Origin of the sequence: Bacillus sp. TH25 (assembly GCF_016650935.1) — a bacterium.
GTDB classification, from domain to species: domain Bacteria; phylum Bacillota; class Bacilli; order Bacillales; family Bacillaceae_G; genus Bacillus_A; species Bacillus_A mycoides.
Window position 1 is genome coordinate 15,262 of the sequence record NZ_JAEKEU010000002.1, and the last position, 19,879, is coordinate 35,140.

Here is a 19,879-nt window from a genome sequence, read left to right on the forward strand (position 1 = left end):
CTCATTCAATTACTAGTAAATTTGAGCTTATATGAAAATCAGCTGTCGTATGTCGTTTTACATCTTCTACAGTATATGGACTCATTAATTCTTGTAAGACAAGTCCTCTTTGGGTCACTTCCATGACAGCCATGTCTGTAATAATTAAATCTACACATTTTTTCGAAGTTAATGGCAATGTACATTCCGAAACAATCTTTGCATTTCCGTATTTATCAACATGATTCATCACAACAACGACCCGCTTCGCTTTTTGCGCTAAATCCATCGCTCCTCCAATACCTGGAACGCGTTTTCCTGGTACAATCCAGTTCGCTAAATCACCATTTTCACTTACTTGTAACGAACCAAGTATCGTAATATCAAGTAATCCTTTTCGAATCATGCCAAACGCCATGCAGCTATCAAAATAACTTGCTCCTGTAATAAGAGATGTTGGTAAACCAGCTGCGTTACATAAATTCTCATCTTCATTCCCTTTACTTGGCGTTGGTCCCATACCAACAATACCGTTTTCCGCATGAAACATAACATTCATATCTTCTGGCAAATGATTCGGTACAAGCGATGGAATTCCAATACCTAAATTTACAAGCATACCACTCTGAATTTCTTTCGCTGCACGTCTTGCAATCTTACCTCTTACTTCTACGCCCATACCCATTTCCAATTCACTCCTTCCGATGGCACGATATAATTTACAAATACACCTGGGACGACAATTTCTTCTGGATCTAAACTTCCAAGTGGAACAATTTCTTCTGCTTCTACAATCGTTATGTCACCAGCCATAGCTACATGTGGATTCATATTACGAGCGCTTTTATCAAATACAAGATTGCCAAACGGATCCGCTTTTTTCGCATATACAATTGCGACTTCAGCCGTTAAAGCTGTTTCAACTAAATATGTCTTTCCATTCATTTCAACTGTACGCTTTCCTTCTTCTACAATCGTATCAACACCAACGTCAACTAAAATACCACCAAGCCCTACACCACCAGCGCGAATACGCTCTGCGAGTGTTCCTTGCGGAGAGAATTCAATTTGCAATCTTCCTTCATTTAATTGTCTTCCCGCATTTGGATTTGACCCAATATGAGAAGTAACTAAAGATTTAACCCTTTCATTCGTAACAAGACGACCGATTCCTACATCAGGAAATCCAGTATCATTTCCTATTAAATTTAAATTTGTAATGCCTTTATCTAAAACAGCTTGAATTAAAGATGGAGGGGATCCGATTCCTCCAAATCCCCCAAACATTAATGTCATATCATCATGGAACAAAGAAATTACTTCCTCTATTTCTTTTAATTTACCGAATGTATTTGTAATAGTTGTCATGCGATACTATGCCCTCCTTTTTGCATCATCTCTTCCACGCTCTTTACAAAAATTGAAAGTAATTCATCTAACTCGGAATATGTAGTTGTCATTGGTGGTGCAATAAGCAGTGCACTATCCTCTTTTCCTGCTTGCCCTGAAACAGCTTGGTATAAGAGCAGTCCATTTTTAGCAGCAACTGAAATAAGCTCCGACGCTTTTGTAAACGGTTGCAATTCTATTCCAATTAGCAATCCTTTTCCACGCACATCAGCAATGATTGTCGATTGTTGCTGAACTTTCTGCAAACCTTTTAATAAATACTCTCCCTTTTCTGCTGTTTTTTCAGGTAAATTATGTTTCTCCATATATTCAATAACTGCTAAAGCCGTTGCTGCAGACAATGGATTTGCACTAAGCGTATGCCCGCTCATTACAGAACGTGATCCACGTAAAATCGGCTCCATAACACGGTCACTTACTATTGTCGCTGCCATTGGTGTATAACCCGCTCCTAGCCCCTTACCAAGGGTCATAATATCCGGTTCTACACCCCAGTGCTCCATAGCAAACCATGCACCAGTACGACCAAGTCCAGTCATTACTTCATCCGCAATAAATAATATATCGTAATGACTACAAATATCTTTAATTACTTTATAGTATTCTTTCGGCGGGACAACCGCGCCTCCAGCAGCTCCGATAATCGGTTCAGCAATAAAAGCTGCAATATGCTCTGCACCAATTCGATCAATCGCTCTTTCTAGTTCAGTCGCACAAGAAAGTTGACATGTTGGATATACCTTTTGTACAGGACATCTGAAACAATATGGCGCTGGAATAGTCGGATAATCTTCCAAAATAGAAACGAAACGTTGTCTGCGCAGTGGATGCCCAGACATAGATAAAGCTCCCATTGTAATCCCGTGATAGCTCATCCACCGTGACAAAATTTTATGTTTCCCTTGAATGCCACGCTCCTGAAAATGCTGAATTGCGATTTTCATAGCTGTTTCATTTGCTTCCGTACCACTATTCACAAAAAAGCTCCAGTTCAAATCTCCTACACTTAAATCACTCAACTTCTTCGCTAATTTTTCAGCCGGTTCACTCGTAAACTGTGATCTATAAACGAACGCAATCTCCTCTGCCTGCTTTTTAATAACTTCCGCAATCTCTGTTACGCCATGTCCAATACCTGCCGTAATCGCTCCTGACGAACCATCAAAATATTTATTTCCGTTTTGATCATATAAATAAACACCTTTTCCATGTGAAATCATTGGATACGGCTGACCAACAAGTGGTTTAATTAAGTAATCGCGCATAGCGCTCCCCCATTTCTCCAATTTGTATATGTATATGAAGAAAATTGACGTTTCTTTCATAAAAAAGAATCCTCTGCAAAAGCAGTGAATTTATCAAAAAACTATTATAAAATATACAAATGACTGCTAAATATTATTTTAAAAACAGAAAATTCAGAACTTAAAACGAAGACCAACCTTACCTGTACGCTTAAATACCCCTTCCTGATTTAAGATAACAGCAAATTGAATATTTTTTTAATATAATATCAACTTTCCTCAATTGCTGACATTGTGTAAACTTCGACGAAACTCCCGTTATTCTCCTTCCTATTATCCTACTTTATATTGCATATTTTCAAACAAAATTCGACATTTTACTCCGCCTCATTTATCGTAACTATTTCTTAACAAATAGTACCACCTGTTTAGAACAATAAAAAAAGAACCGATTAACCACATTAATCAGTTCGGCACGACGCTCTTTTATCGGTATTACCTTATCCAACGCATCACTAAAATTAATAGAAATACTCATAATACAAATCCATAATTCGTCCCACAGCCTATAGCACCAAATCCTCCATAACTTCATTCCCAATAACTATGGGGATATCCCCATCCCAATGGTTCCACTCCTTCCATCAAAGTCAAACTACCTTTCCTTTATAATTTATGTAGGACAATTATCGATTTGTATGTGTGTTTGCCTATAAATAAAAAAATCCCCATTTTAACTTTTCCTTCTAGAAAGGAAAGTTTTTTGCATAACCTCTTTCTAGCTTCGCATATATTTGTAATGATGATAAAGGAGGAATGTTCATGACTCAATCCGAAATTGAAAAATACGGCCAAGAAGCTGCACGTTACGAACAGCTCGCTCGTTACTATCAATATAGCAATCCTAAAAGATATGTAGAACTCTATATGAAATACTATGATGCAATTACAAAACTTGTACAAGCATATGAAAAGAGAGATTCACAAGAAGCGACTTTACCGTCACATATGAGAATCTTCCACACAGCTCCCCATACACCAGCAGTTGATATTATAATAAACGGACAAAAGGTTATTAAAAATATTTCTTTTAAACAATTCAGTCCTTATTTATCATTAGTGCAAGGTAAATACCGTATTGATATTGTCCCTGTCGGAAACGAAACTCCAATATTTTCAGCATTAGTACCAATAATGGGGAATCACACTTATACCCTTGCAGCGGTCAATAGCGATAATCATCTCCAATTACAACCCCTTCTTGATAATACTCATTTACCATCTGGTCAAGCAAAAATACGGTTTGCACATTTTTCACCAGACACTCCAGTTGTAAATGTAAATTTAAAAGATGGGGATCATTTATTTGAAAATGTACTCTTTAAGCAAATAACAGATTTTTTACAAGTTAGCCCTGGTACAGCAGATATTGAAGTTTCACTTGCTGATACAAAAAAAGTACTATTAACCATTCCAAAATTCAACGTTGAACCAAATACAATTTACACAATTTCAATAGTTGGTTATTCAACTGAGGATCCAAAATTAGAGACCGTTATACTTACAAATTAAAACAGTCTACACCATTCGCATGGTGTAGACTGTTTACTTTTGAAACGTAATTTGAAATTCTGTCCAATCGTTATCCGAACGACACAATATGGATCCTTTATGTTTTTCTACAATTTGTTTACATACAAATAGTCCAATACCAGTTCCTAGCTTTTTAGTAGTTACAAATGGCTCAAAAATGGTCTCTACATTGTCTGCTGGAATCATAGGTCCATTATTTTTTATAACAATGCGAACAGCCTGATCCTCTTCAAATACATCAATGATAATTTTTCGCTCTTCTTTCACCGATTCAAGAGCATCAATCGAATTCATTAAAATATTTAAAACTACTTGCTTCACTTCACTCCGGTAACCAACGAGTGGAATAGGATACGGCAAATTCTTTTCAATCAAAACATTTGCATTAACTAAACTTGGATATAAGAATTGTATAATATCTTGAAATAAGTCATTTACCAAAAAACGTTCAGATTCATTCCACATTTCTTTTTTCGATACAAGTAAAAATTGCGAAATCCTAAAATTCAATTGATCTAATTCATGTGAAATAATATCTAAATACGATAGATTAGGGTGATCTGTCTTCAATAACTTTACAAATCCCATAATCGAAGTTAGCGGATTACGAAATTCATGCACAAAACTAGCCGACATTTGCCCTAGAATCGTAAGCCTTTCTTTATGTGTTTCATTTATATATTGCTGTTTTTCTTCTAAATTTCTCGATATAATTTCTGAGTATTTTAAAACGGTATAATAAATTAATTTGTCAAAACAAGTATGTATTTTGGCCATAATCGGTTTCAGTTCACGAGCACTTACATCCAATTCGCACATTGCTTCAAAAAGTTCATTTCTTCCCACATTTGCATTGTAAACAAAATCTCCAATATTCGCATCTGCCCCTGCACGCTCAATGGCAATTTTCTCACATAATGGCTGAAGATAATTAATGTCTTTATCTTCCATAATAAGTTCGATAATTAACTCTAATAAATTCGCTCCATTTTGAACTACCTCTTGTTTAAATGGATCTTTTTCGGAAATTATCATTTTGTTTTTCCAGTTCTCTACGAATTGGTGCCTGTTGTTTTTCAAGTGCGAACAAAATACTTCTTTAATATCCTTATCGATTGGAAAAACCTCCATTCCTCCATTTCCATACGACGAATACCCTTTATATTTTGAATATTAACACAAAAAATACATTTCGTTAATAGATTTTTGTCACATTTTGTTAATTTCTGTTGATAAAATTTATTTTTCCTTTCTTATTTAAATAAGTTGTATTCCTATATCCCTTTCCCCTTCTCATTTTTCAAATTATTTTCCTGTTCAAAACTACTTTTTTTGCATCCTTTTTAATTCTTGCGTACAATAAGAAGTGAAAGGTGTGAAAAATATGGTAAATAAAAATGTGGAAGACTATCTCCAAGAAGGCATATATGGCCAAAAGCAAAACAAACCAGAAGAACGTAATATGTACTTAACTACATTACGTGAGCGTGTAGAAATCGCTTTAACAATCGGTCAAGTAATGCAAAGTAATGTGTATACAGAAGTAACGGGTAACATACGTTCTTCTCAATCATTACAACTATTCCTAAATGGAAGCATTGCTTACCCACATTTATCAAAATACATTAAATTAGCAACTGAAAAAAATATTCCTTTTACAATTGTTCAAAATAAAGGTACTGAAACACCAATCGGTTTAGTACTCTCTCATAGCACTGCTGTAGATAAAGAACATATTTATGTCGAAGATGATATTTTCAAACAAGAAATGAAGTAAAAGGTACACTTGATTAAATGAAATCGTTCCGAGAAACGTAAAACAAACAATAAAAAACGAGTATGGAATCGTAAACATTTCCTGCTCGTTTTTTATTGCGGTGTTTAAGCTCGATCTACTTTATTTTTTAATACACACTAATTTCATTTCTGTCATTTCTTCTATTGCATATTTAATCCCTTCACGGCCTGTGCCACTCTCTTTCACACCGCCATAAGGCATATGATCTACTCTGAACGTTGGAATATCATTAATCATGACACCACCGACTTCTAATTCATCAATTGCACGCATTGCCTTACATAGATTGTTTGTAAATACACCTGCTTGTAATCCATAACGTGAATTATTTACTTGTTCTAAAGCCTCATCAAATTCTTTAAATGTATTTACAGTCATAAGTGGACCAAATACTTCTTGGCACTGAACAGATACATAATCTGGAACATTTGCTAATACAGTTGGTTCAAAAATCCTTGCATCACGTTTGTTACCACCGTATACAACATTAGCTCCTTCCTTAACTGCCTCTTCCACCCATGAATTTATACGTTCTACATCTTTTTTTGAAATAAGTGCTGATACATCTGTTTCTTCATGAAGCGGGTCTCCTACTACAACGTTTTCCATTGCTTTCGTTAATTGTGTAATAAACTCTTCCATTTTGCGTTCATGCACAAAAACACGTTGTACTGAAATACAAACTTGTCCATTATTCACAAACGCGCCCCATTTTACACGTTCAATTATTTCGTCTGTCAATTCAACATCTTCATCAATAATTACTGCAGCATTCGATCCTAATTCTAACGTCACTCGTTTCAACCCGGCTTTTTCCTTAATTCCAATACCTACTTTCGGACTTCCTGTAAAAGTAATACTAGCAACGTTCTCATCTTTTACTAATGCCTCACCTACAACAGATCCAGGTCCAGAAATTATATTGAAAGCTCCCTTTGGTAAACCAGCTTCTTCAAATAATTCTACCAATGCATACGAAGAAAGTGGCGTTTGGTCGGCAGGCTTTAGCACAATAGTATTTCCAGCCGCAATTGCTGGGCCTACCTTATGTGCTACTAAATTAAGTGGAAAATTAAACGGTGTAATAGCACCAATAACCCCGATTGGTTGTCGAATTGTATACGCTATACGGCCACCTGCTCCTGGCGCAGCATCTAATGGTAACGTCTCACCATATATTCGCTTCGCTTCTTCAGCTGCAGACTTATATGTTTGAACAGTGCGATCTACTTCTCCCCGTGCAGCACGAATTGGTTTTGCAGCTTCTTTTGCGATAATCTCTGCAAACTCTTCTCTTCTCTCATCCATTTTTTGTGCAACCTTTTCTAAAATAGTTGCACGGTCGTATGCGGATAATTTTTTCATTTCTTTCATTGCATTTTTGGCCGAAACTATCGCTTCCTTAACGTCATCTTCTGTACCTTGCGCAATCTCCGCTAATGTTTCTTCAGAATATGGTGCATACAATGGTTTATACGTCTCTACTGATTTCCATACCCCATTTATATATAAATGTTTTTTCATAGTGGTTCTCCTTCCGAATATATGTATACAATAATACATTCCATTTATTTCACCTGGTGAAAGGTCTGACTTGTGTAATTGTATCATAGCCCTAATACATCAAAAAACATTTTGCTCAAAAAAACTCTGCTACAAAGCAGAGTTTACGAACTAATTTGTTCTTGGAGCGAAATCTTTTTTTCATCTCCTACAATAACAATCGATTCTGAAGGTTTCGTTACTTCTAATCTCTTAATATAGTGTCCATCTAATTTTTTTACGCAAAATTTATAATTTTCAATCTCAATGGTATCACCCTCGGAAATCTCAATATTTTTTGTTAGGATCCAACCGCCAATCGTATCGACATCATCGTCGTCAATAGTCAAACCTAATAATGCGTTCACTTCACTAACAAGTACTTTTCCCTCTAAAATCGTTTTCGTCTCACTAACTTGTTGGATTTCCGGTTGTTCATCAGTATCGAACTCATCTTGAATATCCCCTACAATTTCTTCTAAAATATCTTCAACGGTTACAAGACCTGATGTACCACCATATTCATCAATTAATATAGCGATATGTGTTCTTTCTCTTTGCATTTTTAAAAATAGATCATGAATCGGGATAGATTCAATAACTAAAATAATTGGCCTAATATATTGCTCCACTGTCTTTTCACTAACAACTCGGTGCTTCACAAAATCTGTAAATATATCTTTAAAATTCACAAAGCCTATTACATGGTCCTTATCACCATCAACAACCGGATACCTCGTATATTTTTCATGAGACATTTTTTGTAAAGCCTCTTCAGCAGGCATTTCTTTATTTAAAATATTCATCTCTGTTCGTGGTACCATTATTTCTTTCGCAATACGATCATCAAATTCAAATATTTTATTCACATACTTATATTCAGATTGATTAATCTCACCATTTTTATAACTTTCTGAAACTAACAACCGCAATTCTTCTTCTGAATGCACTTCATCATGCCCTTTTGGTGGTTTCAACCCAAGAAACTTTGTAATTAACCGAGCTGATCCATTTAAAATCCAAATGAATGGGAAAGCAATACGGTAAAACAAAATGAGTGGCTTAGCAACAAAGAAACTCACTTGTTCTGCTTTTTGAATCGCAAATGTTTTTGGAGCTAACTCTCCTACTACCACATGGAAAAATGTGATAAACAAAAACACTAAAATTATAGCTAAAATGTCTGCGAGTTGAGTAGGGACGTTCCAATTTGCAAACAACACATCAAACATGTGCTTTAGCGCAGGTTTACCAGACCACCCAATCCCAAGAGCTGTAACAGTTATTCCTAATTGACAAGCTGATAAATATTCGTCTAAGTTTGTAATGATTGTTTTGACAGATATTGCACGATTATTTCCTTTTGCAATTAAATAGTCAATTCGTGAACTCCTCACTTTAACAATTGCAAATTCTGCTGCAACGAAAAATGCCGTTAAGGCAATTAAAACAATCACTATACTTATACTATATATGTCCAAATACTTTTCCTTACTTACAGTGTAAGCAAGGAAGCCACCTCCTACTTAAATTTATTCAAGTGAAGTAAGCATTCTTATACTCTAATAAAATTCTACATTAGTAACCACCTTTTTATATATTATATGCATACATAAAAAAGATATTTATAATTATGATAATCTAATTAGCTTATTATCGTCAAACTATAATAAGCCCAATTTTCCGATAACTAAAAATGATTTATATAAATAGTATGTGCTAAACAGCTGAACTTCGTGAAAAAACACTTTCTTTGCCGATTCCACACTTCTTTTGTCACACCTGAAGGGAACTTGCTACATAACTAGAAATCATTCAACAGGATATATATAGGAGGGATTATTTTGGAATATAAAACACCATTTATCGCAAAGAAATTAGGTGTTAGCCCAAAGGCTGTTGTCCGGATTGCACAACAATTAAATCTTACGATAAAAAAAAATAAATATGGTCATTTTATTTTCGCACAAGGTGATTTAGATCTAATGTTAGAATACCATCGCTCTCAAATGGACCAGCCTCAAAACTCTCAAACTACTCAAAAAATATCTTCAAATGATGTAGAAAAATTAAAAACTCAAGTAAACACAATTGTTCAAAACACATCATCGAATGATTTTGAGCAATTAACAGCTCAATTTACCACAATTACGAGAAGACTAGATCGAATGGAAGAACAAATGCAAAATAAAGCAAATGATGTCGTTACATACCAACTTTTACAACATCGCCGCGAAATAGAGGAAATGTTAGAACGAATTCAAAAACTAGAAGCTGCCCTAAAAAAAGAAGAACCAATATACATTACTCCTGATGCAAAACCAACATATGAAAGAGAAAAGAAACCGAAGCGTCGTAAAATGATTTTTAGTATATTTGGACTATAATATTGTAGACCCTTATTCTGAGAATAAGGGTCTACTTTTTGTATGAAAACAGATGCCCGTAATAAGTAACTCTTCTTCATACTATACATATTCATATATTTTCATTTTGTTAACATAATATTTTTACTGTATTCTGCAATAAGTGCCTGCGCATGAGCATTCCCTTGAATAATATCACGGAATTCTTTCAAAGAATACAGATGTGTAGCCCCTTTTCGAGCATGAATTCGCACTGGTACACCTTGTAAAGTATCATGAAACTGGAATGGACTATCTATCGGTTCGATTGGAAAACCGAGTGTAAGTAAATACATATACATTCTTTTTGTAACTGCTGCAATATACCATTCCGCTTTCGTCTCTAACGCATGCATAAATAAAATAGCTGCCAGCCTTTTGAAATGTCCTCTCCCCCGAGACGTTTTCGCAATACTTAACTTTCCTATTTCATACACATTTTTCAAATCTTTCACTAAATCATTTTTAGAAAACGGATAGAAAAACTCAGAATTTGATTGTTCAGGTACTATAAACTTAATACATTCTACTGTACCAATATGATGTTCATCTTCTATTAATAAAAATCGTGATGGATTTAAATTACGTTCTACAAACATTAAGTTTCTTTCTTCACAAAAATCTCCCCACAGTTGCTCGAACCAAAAATGCTCTTCCTTTGTTTGAACACGCTGGAACATATTTAACCGCCTTTCCCATCGCCGCTCTGTTTTTGATAACGCTTTCACTTACTATCATATAAGAACAAATCTTCGTATGCAACTAAAAATATTTATGTCTTATTATATTCTGCAAAATGAATTAAATTCCTACTTATTAGTCATTAATACATATGCAAAACCCCTTAATTCCCCATACTGTTACAAACATAAAAAGATCCAATTACTCTAATAAAAAAATGATAATCACTATCAAGTTCGAACCGTATAATGTGTCTTTCCGTACTGCATATAATTCTTCTTAACCTAAAGAAATCCTTCATTAAAAAGGATTTCTTTTACATTTTATTACTTTTTAACCATTTCTCAAAAATTTGAATCATCCCATGCTTCCCAGCCAACTTCTCTTCTCCTTGTTTCGTTTTATATGGATATAGTTGTAAAAACACTCCACAACCAGATTCAATTTTTTTACTATGCATATGGCTACCTGGATATACACAAATCACTTCATAAATCGCTCTTCGCTTAAAAATTCGTTTACCATTCTGTTCTTCTACATACTTAATAGACCAGTATTTATACATTTGCTCCGTTGCTTTCGTATTACCGACAGGCTGAAAAATATTGTACATAGGGCTGTATTTTACTTCGATAATAATAGAAGATTTATATACATACTTCTCTTCTTCCTTTACATAACAATCTAAACGAATATCCGGCTTCTTTGTGTCCTCTCCGTTATAAAAATTACTTCCTTTGCTTAGTGCAATAAGAGGGTGTGTTTCAATTAAATCATTAAACGCGACGTGCACTTTTATATCATCTCGATGTAAAATCACTGTCGTTCCATCTTGTAATCCGTCTAAATAAAAATGTTCTTGTATTTGTTCACGAATAGGATTCTTATCTTCAAATCCGATTTGTTCTAATATAGAAATAACGATAAAAAAAGCGTAATACTCATACACTAAAAACGTTGGTTTATATACGAATAATAAAGATGGAGGTTGCTCCGTATGTTGCGGTAACAATTCTAAATGGTGGATTAATTGTTGATGCGGTATAGATAAAGTGTTCGAATTAATGGTAGCTGTTTCAGAAACTTCCCTCCAAAATGGAGAATACAATAAATTTCGAAAGTATTGCACACTTTCATATACGATATGAGCTAATATTTTATATTCTTGTATTTTCACAGAACTTTTCCGTAAATCTGCTTCTTTCAGTAAATGTAGATTTCTATATTTTTGTTTTTCCCTATCCGTCACAGATCCATTTCGTTCAATCGTTTTCATAATTGTTTTAACAGCTTGAAATTCATCTGACTTTTTCTTCTTTTCTCCTTCTAGTATTTCAATAGTTTTACGTACAAAAATTTCTGCTTCAAGTAAATAATAATAGAATTGCGTCGTTTTAAATTTAAGAAATGCATTTTCAATACTATTTTTTTGCTCCTTAAATTTACGGTTGTAATATTTCGCATAAAGCTTTCTTTCTGTCATAATGGCAGTTTTTCTCGTTGCCTTCCGCGCTTTCGTTTCCCATTCATATTCGTGTACAAATTCCGCATTCGATTCTACTTTCTTAAAAATTTGTTTTATTCTTTTCATTTTTTGTGGCAACTTTCTTAACAATACCAAATAAGAAGAATCTTCAATATCGCTAAGTGCTGAGAAAGTTTTCTTGTAATAACCTCTATCTAAAATTAACTCGTTTAAAATTGACTTCACATAATCTTGAATCATTTCAAATTGGTCATCAAAAAAGTTTTTAGGAACAACTTGAAACGCACCATAATAAGTTTTATCTTCTATACGCACTTCAAAATGGTATAAGCCACAGCGCCACGGATAAAAAAATTCAGTTTTTCCATGTTCATACACCAATACTCTTTGTTTTTTTTCATTTAATTCATATTGTGACTCTTTTATATTCTTTTGTCCCTCATATACTTTATTCCATATGAATGTAATATCCATTGGATTTTGATAATGGAAATGTAATTTCAGTGGTTTTAATTCCTGTACTTTATAAATACATTGAACTAATGCTGTAGTAGACGTACAAAGCCGGTTTAAAAGGATAAAATCGCCTTTCCCCTCAGTACCAATAATTAGCTTCAATACAAACGGGAGCGTTTCTTTCGTATCGACGATTGCTGTTTCATAACGCTCCTCATTTTGCATAGCCATACAGCTCCAGTTCTCTACGCTTTTGTCTTATATAAGCTAAAGAATGTTCAAATGTAGATACACGATTTGCAAGCGGAGACTGTAAAAGTGGTATCAATGTCGCTCCCCTTTTTGCTTCTTCAGAAAGTAGAGGGCCCACTGTCATTTCTGTCCCCCTTAATTTCGTTAATACACGCTGCTTTATTTGCAAATCAAAACCTTCTTCCCTGCTAATCATATAGGACTGATTATTTTGGAACGGTATATTTTGCAAATACGTAGCGATTGCGCTTGCACATCGGAAAGAAATTCCTTTTGATATATCGTGTGATGATAATACATCATGTAACTTATCCAATAACTCTAATTCCTCTTCAGTATACACTTCGATCATCTCTTTATTCCTAAACCAATTGAGTCGAAATTCTCCCGTTGTTACTTTCAGCGGGGGTTGCTGAACAACTTTCTCATGTTCTATACTCATCTCGCAAAACGGAATTTTTTGTAATGTAATCAAATTTGTTCGATCTAATAATCGATCGGAAAGCTCTTTCGTCGTTTCATCAAAATTTACAGTGCCTACGAAAATAATATTCTCACCAATTTCCACTGAAGGTGGAATTTGATTTTCTATTTCTTGTACTTTCTCATACAAACTCAAAATACGATTTTTCTTTTCAAGTTGAAGAACGGATAGAAACGGAGTAAACCAATGCTCAATATGTGACATGTTCATTTCATCGAACACAATTATATACAATTGATTTGGATTTTCTTTAGCCTTTAACAATGTCCGAACTAACTTCGTTTCACTTTCAATAAAATTACCATTCGGATGAAGGTAACCGAGAATATCATGTGGTTCTTGATACGATGGTGAAATCGGAATCCAAATTAATTCTTCCCCATAACGTAACCCAAGTGATTCTGCATAAGCTTGCACAAAGCGTGATTTCCCAACACCTGGTATACCACCAACAATTGTTAACATATTGGTTTTAATACTAATGTGAAAATTATATATATCTGTATCATCCAAATATAACCCTTTATTACGAACCATACTTTGTACATACTGCAAAAAAGAGGATTCACGCTCATCCCATTCCCAGTCATCCTTTTGCATTTTAATATCTTCTACTTCAACTAACTTACCTTCTTCAGCAATTCGTTTATTTAGTTGGTCATACACATTTTCACTTACAAAATATAAATGATCATCTACTGCTATTTCTACATGTTTCATCCAATCGTTTATTTCAATATATTTGCATTCTTTTCTTTGCTCAAAATATGAAATTGAACTTATTGATGATTTTAACGATAAATTTCCATATAGCCTTCCTTCATGCCACAATAATTCTGGAGGCTCAAAGTCTTTTGGTAATTTAGGCATAAGAAATGATAAATAACCGTTGCTTAACTTCCGTTCCAAAGACGCTCTCTTTTTATAATTTGAGACCTTTGGTGAAGGAATCAATTTATATGAAGATGCTATTTCCCGAGGCTCTTCTGTGCATATTAATTCCAGAAATAAATTTCCACGATCATAATAAAGACGAAACATAACCAGTTGCTTTTCTAATTTATGCTTCTTTAAATCATTAAAGATTTTTTCATTCTTTTTATTACTGCATAATCCTTCAAACAAATATTTTCCAGTCGGAAATAACTCTTGGAAAGTTAAAGGTATTGAAGAAAGACATTGTACAAAGAAATTTTCTCCATTCTTCTCTCCCTCAGCTTTTGCAAACTTCCCAATAAACCTCATATAATACATTCGCTTTATAAAACTTGGATGAAGAGCTTTATGTAATTTCAACGTAGTCACCTTCTTTTTTTCATACTATTCTTATTGTATGAACTACAATCTAAAACTAGAAATAAAAAACCTGACGTCATCCGTCAGGTTCAAAATTAAAACGTATATTAATGAGAAGGAAATGCTTTTTTTCTTGTAAAATGGCATTATGAGCGATTTTCATTTTAGCAAGTACGTACCGTAATCGATCTTCGGCATTTTCATCTTTATTTTGCTGCAAACTCGCCAAATTCTCTACAGAACTCGCTAAATTTTCAATCACGCCTCGAAGTTCAGGATGATGATTAAAAAAAGATTCTTGTACTAATACTTTCCTTAAATCACTAGCTAAATCCATAATTCTAGACAACTGTTCTTTTTCTTCCATTTTCATCCCTCCTGAATATCTTATGTATTAAATATTCTCTAGACAAGGAAAAAAGCCCTTTAAATTAAAAGGACTTTTACATTTTTATAGTTCCTGTCAGTAACATATAAAGTGATGTAATAGCTGCAATAACAATTGCCCACATCACATATCGCTCTTTGCCTGAAAAACAACGATTCCCTTTTTCTTTTCTTGCAAACATATACACGAGAATCCCAATACCATATACGATTGAAACAAGCAATAAATTCTTTAAACCAGCTGCATAAATTAGCCATACAGAGTATAGGGAAGCAATTAATGCTAACAATCCATTTTTTACTCTCGCAACTTTCAGCTCTTTCGTGATGACTAATTTCAATTGAAATAGCGCTGATAATAAGTACGGCAGTAATATAGATGTTGACGCAATAAAATACATAATTTGATATGTCGATTGTGAAAACAGAACGATTATAAATATAGTTTGGGCAACGATATTTGAAATCCACAATGCCATATGCGGCGTTTGTTTCTTATTTGTTTTCGTAAAGACTTTCGGAAACACGCCGTCTTTTCCTGCTACGTGAGAAATTTCAGAAACAAGTAAAAACCAGCCAATTAATGTACCTACAAGTGACGCAACTAATCCAATATTAATTGCCATTGCACCCCATGGCCCAACAACATGTTCTAATACATGTCCCATTGAAGGAGTCTCTAATACTGAAAGTTCTTTTCTTGTCATGGCTCCCATTGACAGAACAGAAATTAAAATATAAATGGACATTACTAAAATAAGTCCAAGTACTGTCGCTTTTCCAACGTCTCTACTATTTTTAGCTCTTCCTGATAATACAACTGCCCCTTCAACCCCAATGAACACCCAAAGGGTTACAAGCATTGTATTTTTCACTTGACCTAGTACAGAGGAAACTGAGATAGTTCCTTCGCCCCAAAAGTCATGTGTAAATGTATCCCAGCGAAACGCTGTTACCATCACGACAATAAATAATAAGATCGGAACTAATTTCCCAATCGTTGCGATAACATTCATAATGGAAGCTTCACGAATTCCAAATAAAATTAGAAAATGCAATGTCCATAATAAAAGTGATGCACCTACGATTGACGCAACATTATTTCCGCCTTTAAAAATTGGGAAGAAGTAACCTAATGTACTAAACAGTAACATAATTGTTGCAACATTTCCTAAAATCCCTGCTAGCCAGTATCCCCAAGCACTGTTAAAACCAATATATTCACCGAATCCAGCTCGTGCATAACTATAGATTCCGCCCTCAAGCTCCGGTTTTTGTCTTGCTAACGTTTGATATACGAGCGCAAGTGGAATCATTCCCATTGCTGTAATACACCAACCAATTATCGTTGCACCACTATTTGCTCCTACTGCTAAATCACGCGGTAAACTAAAAACACCGCCACCAACCATCGTTCCAACTACTAATGCGATTAACGGAAAAAATCCTAACTTCTTTTCTATTTGTACCACCCCATCTGTCATTCTAGGTGTTATGTTCGTTCAACTATTAAAGTCACCTTTTTCTCTAATAGACGTTTCTCTTATATTTTTTCAGGAAAACATTACTTATTCTAAAAGAAAATGAAGAAAAATGGAATACTTTTTTGAAAAAATGTATAAGTATGCACAAAAAAACCGTTCATTTTGTAATGAACGGTCATTTCATACATATAAAATTGTATATTTATTGTAAAATTAACGAAGTAACTTCTCTTTTTGTAAAAATTGTTTTGCGACTTCTTCGCTACTTTTCCCATCCACATTTACTTCATAATTCATTTTTCTCATTTCTTCATCTGTAATCTTTCCAGATAATTTATTTAATACTTTTTCGAGCTCAGGATATTTCTGTAACGTCTCTTTTCTTAATAATGGTGCTCCTTGATAAGGCGGGAATAGTCCTTTATCATCTTTTAGCACTTTAAGCCCATATTGCTCCAATTCACTATCTGTTGAATATGCATCGATTACGTTAACATCTCCCGATTGTATTGCACTATAGCGCAGTTTCGGTTCCATCGTTTTAACATTTGAAAACTTATAGTTATATAATTTTTGCATTCCTTTATAACCATCTTCACGATCAGCAAATTCTAATGTAAATCCTACTTTAGCTTCCTGTGCAATTTTTCCTAAATCAGAAATTGTATTTATGTTATTTTGATCTGCTATTTTTTTCGGCATGGCTAGTGCGTATGTATTGTTATACTTCATTGGCTTTAACATAACCATATTATATTTCTTTTCCATTCCAATACGAGCTTGTTCATATACTTCATCACGATTTGTACTTTTCGGTTCTTCTTTCACGAAAGTAGATAAAGCTGTACCTGAAAATTCTGGGTATATATCTACTTCACCTGATTTTAACGCTTCGAATACAAATGCTGTTTTTCCAAGGCCTGGCTTTAATTCCACTTGTAAATCTGTATCCTGTTCAATAAGTTGCTTGTACATTTGAATTAATATTTCTGGTTCAGATCCAAGTTTACCAGCAATAACTATGTCTTTCTTTTCGGTATTCCAAAGAAATGGAGCAGCTATCATTACTACAACTATACATATCGTCAATATAACGCGCTTAGAAGAGCGTTTCGGGCTCTCAAGTATGCGAAGTACTATATCAAAGAATAAAGCGAGTAACGCAGCTGGTACGGCCCCTAAAATGATAAGCGCATGATCATTCCGATCGATACCGAGTAGTATGAGCTTACCGAGTCCACCAGCGCCTATTAAAGCAGCTAATGTAGCCGTTCCAACAATTAATACCATCGCTGTACGAATACCAGCCATAATAATTGGCAATGCGAGCGGAAGCTCTACCTTCCATAATCTTTTCCAGCTATTCATCCCCATAGCTCTCGCCGCTTCTATAAGTGATTCATCTAATTCCCGTATTCCTGTATATGTATTTCGTAAAATAGGTAATAGTGCATACACAACTAATGCGATTATAGCTGGCAGTTTTCCGATTCCTACTAACGGAATTAATAGTCCAAGTAAAGCAAGTGAGGGCACTGTCTGCATAACAGCAGAAGTCCCTATAATAAATTCAGCCATTCGTTCTTTTCTCGTTAATATAATGCCGAGCGGCACTGCAATAATTACTGCAAAAAATAGTGAAATAAGCGATATTTGTAAATGCTCACTTAATGCACTTAGCAATTCTACTTTTCGTTCTTGGAACGTTTGAATAAAATCAGTCACTGTTTAGCCTCTTTCCTTCATTTGTTCAACAATGTAATTGACAATATGACGACTTGTTAACGCTCCAACATATTGACCATGCTCTTCAACCGGCACTGACTCTTCAGTTTGTAAGCGGACTAGTGCTTCTTGTAATGACGAATGTAAAGATAAAGCATTCCCTTCAACTCGTATACCCTCGTCTAGCGGCAATACCTCTTCTATACTCTTCCCCTCATACCAAGGTCGTCCACGATTTCCAATGAACTCCTCTACAAACTCATTTTTCGGATTATGTATAATTCCTTCTGGTGTATCTAATTGAACAACTTTTCCTTCTTTCATTACACAAATACGATCACCAAGTGATAAAGCCTCTTGCATATCGTGCGTTACGAACACGATTGTTTTTTGAATCTTTTTTTGCAGTTGTACGATATCCTTCTGAAGCTGCTCCCTACTTAACGGATCTAACGCACTAAATGGTTCGTCCATAAGTACAATTTTCGGGTTTGCGGCTAATGCCCGTACGACACCAACACGTTGTTTCTGCCCTCCCGACAATTCATCTGGCATGCGATCACGATATACATCTGGATCGAGCCCCACCATCTGTAGCAAGTCATCGACACGTGCTTTTATTTCCTTTTTGGTCCATTTTCTCATTTCAGGGACAACTGCAATATTTTCAGCAATTGTCATATGTGGAAACAGCGCAATCTGCTGCAACACGTACCCTATATTCCAACGTAGTTCGTTTATGTTATATTGTTGAATATCTTTTCCATCGATTAAAATTGATCCTTCCGTCGTTTCAATTAAACGGTTAATCATCTTCATTGTCGTTGTTTTCCCGCAACCACTCGGACCAATGAGAACAAAAAATTCTCCTTTTTTAATTTCTAAATGCAATGAATCCACTGCTTTTGTGCCATCTTCATACGCTTTTGACACATGATTAAATTGAATCACAGACACAACTCCTTTCATGTTGTTTCCTTTATTTTGATGGAATATAGCATTCATTTCAAATGATACGCTTTATTATACAAAAAAAGAGCTCTCATTTGAGCTCTAACGGTCGAACAATATTGTTTTCATAATTGCAGCATATTCACGCACATACGCTTTTTTCTTAGAGCGTCTCGGTGTTTCAGCAGCCAATGCTTCCATCTTTATCCCTAAACGCTTTGCAATTATTTTCGTTCGATATAAATGATACGTATTACTTACAACTACCGCATGCTTTACATCATATAAATCCATACTAAACTTTAAATTTTCATACGTATTTGTAGAGCGGTCTTCAATTAAAATGCGATTCTCATCTATACCATGTACCATTAAATAGTTTCTCATACTGTGAGCTTCCGGTATATCTTCATCTTCCCCTTGACCACCTGAAACAATTACTTTCACCTCAGGATGAGCATGTAAATATTCCAACGCTATATCCAAACGATTTTGAAGAGATAAAGACGGTCTATCTCCAAATAACTTTGCACCTAATATAAGAACGTATGGAGAGTGATTACTCAATGTTTCACGAGCAACTTTATTCATTCGAAACGTCATATAAATGATGTATATCGGAGGTAGTAATAAGATTATAAGCAATATCCATTTGTTCATAAATAAGTTAACACTCCCTTTCTTTTTATTATATAGAAAAAGAAAA

The 19,879-nt window shown here is 34.6% G+C and carries 16 protein-coding genes and 1 pseudogene; 3 read left to right on the forward strand and 14 right to left on the reverse strand.

Annotated features, from left to right (window positions below; all coding sequences use genetic code 11):
* Nucleotide 1: 1 nt before the first annotated feature.
* Genes JFT89_RS00175 through JFT89_RS00185 form a run of 3 tightly spaced genes read right to left on the reverse strand, consistent with a single transcriptional unit; the run spans nt 2 to nt 2,654 of the window.
* The gene (locus JFT89_RS00175; RefSeq protein WP_201039330.1) at nt 2–664 is read right to left on the reverse strand and encodes a CoA transferase subunit B; all 663 of its coding nucleotides are present in this window, start codon (nt 662–664) and stop codon (nt 2–4) included.
* Complete coding sequence (gene atoD / locus JFT89_RS00180; RefSeq protein WP_002085805.1) at nt 649–1,347, reverse strand: acetate CoA-transferase subunit alpha; 699 nt, start codon at nt 1,345–1,347, stop codon at nt 649–651. Before atoD ends, JFT89_RS00175 begins: the two co-directional genes overlap by 16 nt.
* Nucleotides 1,344–2,654, reverse strand: a complete 1,311-nt coding sequence (locus JFT89_RS00185; protein WP_042889361.1) for an aspartate aminotransferase family protein — start codon at nt 2,652–2,654, stop codon at nt 1,344–1,346. The genes atoD and JFT89_RS00185 overlap by 4 nt, the downstream gene beginning before the upstream one ends.
* Before the next feature lie 801 nt (nt 2,655–3,455).
* Here JFT89_RS00185 and JFT89_RS00190 point away from each other — a divergent pair.
* Entirely contained in the window at nt 3,456–4,205 is a 750-nt protein-coding gene (locus JFT89_RS00190; RefSeq protein ID WP_002065232.1) for a DUF4397 domain-containing protein, read from the forward strand.
* A 33-nt stretch (nt 4,206–4,238) separates the two neighbouring features.
* Here JFT89_RS00190 and JFT89_RS00195 read toward each other — a convergent pair whose 3' ends face one another.
* On the reverse strand, nt 4,239–5,357 hold the full coding sequence (locus JFT89_RS00195; protein WP_002065228.1) for a BA2291 family sporulation histidine kinase: 1,119 nt from the start codon (nt 5,355–5,357) through the stop codon (nt 4,239–4,241).
* 253 nt (nt 5,358–5,610) lie between these two features.
* Between JFT89_RS00195 and JFT89_RS00200 the strand changes: the two genes are divergently transcribed.
* The gene (locus tag JFT89_RS00200; protein ID WP_002085811.1) at nt 5,611–6,003 is read left to right on the forward strand and encodes a YueI family protein; all 393 of its coding nucleotides are present in this window, start codon (nt 5,611–5,613) and stop codon (nt 6,001–6,003) included.
* 120 nt (nt 6,004–6,123) lie between these two features.
* Here the strand turns inward: JFT89_RS00200 and JFT89_RS00205 are convergent, their stop codons facing one another.
* Entirely contained in the window at nt 6,124–7,548 is a 1,425-nt protein-coding gene (locus JFT89_RS00205; RefSeq protein ID WP_201039331.1) for an aldehyde dehydrogenase family protein, read from the reverse strand.
* 143 nt (nt 7,549–7,691) lie between these two features.
* On the reverse strand, nt 7,692–9,047 hold the full coding sequence (locus JFT89_RS00210; protein ID WP_002127238.1) for a hemolysin family protein: 1,356 nt from the start codon (nt 9,045–9,047) through the stop codon (nt 7,692–7,694).
* A 363-nt stretch (nt 9,048–9,410) separates the two neighbouring features.
* Here JFT89_RS00210 and racA point away from each other — a divergent pair, with 363 nt between their 5' ends.
* Entirely contained in the window at nt 9,411–9,953 is a 543-nt protein-coding gene (gene racA, locus JFT89_RS00215; RefSeq protein WP_016094116.1) for a chromosome-anchoring protein RacA, read from the forward strand.
* Between the two features lie 101 nt (nt 9,954–10,054).
* Here racA and JFT89_RS00220 read toward each other — a convergent pair whose 3' ends face one another.
* The 8 genes and pseudogenes from JFT89_RS00220 to JFT89_RS00255 form a co-directional block, all read right to left on the reverse strand.
* A complete protein-coding gene (locus JFT89_RS00220; RefSeq protein ID WP_016094117.1) occupies nt 10,055–10,651 on the reverse strand; it encodes a hypothetical protein in 597 nt (198 codons plus the stop codon).
* A gap of 317 nt (nt 10,652–10,968) precedes the next feature.
* A complete protein-coding gene (locus JFT89_RS00225; protein ID WP_016094118.1) occupies nt 10,969–12,819 on the reverse strand; it encodes a hypothetical protein in 1,851 nt (616 codons plus the stop codon).
* A complete protein-coding gene (locus JFT89_RS00230; protein WP_016094119.1) occupies nt 12,809–14,626 on the reverse strand; it encodes an AAA family ATPase in 1,818 nt (605 codons plus the stop codon). The genes JFT89_RS00225 and JFT89_RS00230 overlap by 11 nt, the downstream gene beginning before the upstream one ends.
* A gap of 107 nt (nt 14,627–14,733) precedes the next feature.
* Nucleotides 14,734–14,993: pseudogene (locus tag JFT89_RS00235) on the reverse strand (LemA domain protein).
* Nucleotides 14,994–15,069: 76 nt separating this feature from the next.
* Entirely contained in the window at nt 15,070–16,497 is a 1,428-nt protein-coding gene (locus tag JFT89_RS00240; RefSeq protein WP_201039332.1) for a basic amino acid/polyamine antiporter, read from the reverse strand.
* A 213-nt stretch (nt 16,498–16,710) separates the two neighbouring features.
* Entirely contained in the window at nt 16,711–18,222 is a 1,512-nt protein-coding gene (locus JFT89_RS00245) for an ABC transporter permease/substrate-binding protein (RefSeq protein WP_016094120.1), read from the reverse strand.
* Between the two features lie 3 nt (nt 18,223–18,225).
* On the reverse strand, nt 18,226–19,173 hold the full coding sequence (locus JFT89_RS00250; protein ID WP_033709046.1) for an ABC transporter ATP-binding protein: 948 nt from the start codon (nt 19,171–19,173) through the stop codon (nt 18,226–18,228).
* Nucleotides 19,174–19,275: 102 nt separating this feature from the next.
* Nucleotides 19,276–19,833 (reverse strand): YdcF family protein, encoded by a 558-nt coding sequence (locus tag JFT89_RS00255; protein ID WP_016094121.1) that lies wholly within the window; start codon nt 19,831–19,833, stop codon nt 19,276–19,278.
* Nucleotides 19,834–19,879 lie beyond the last annotated feature (46 nt).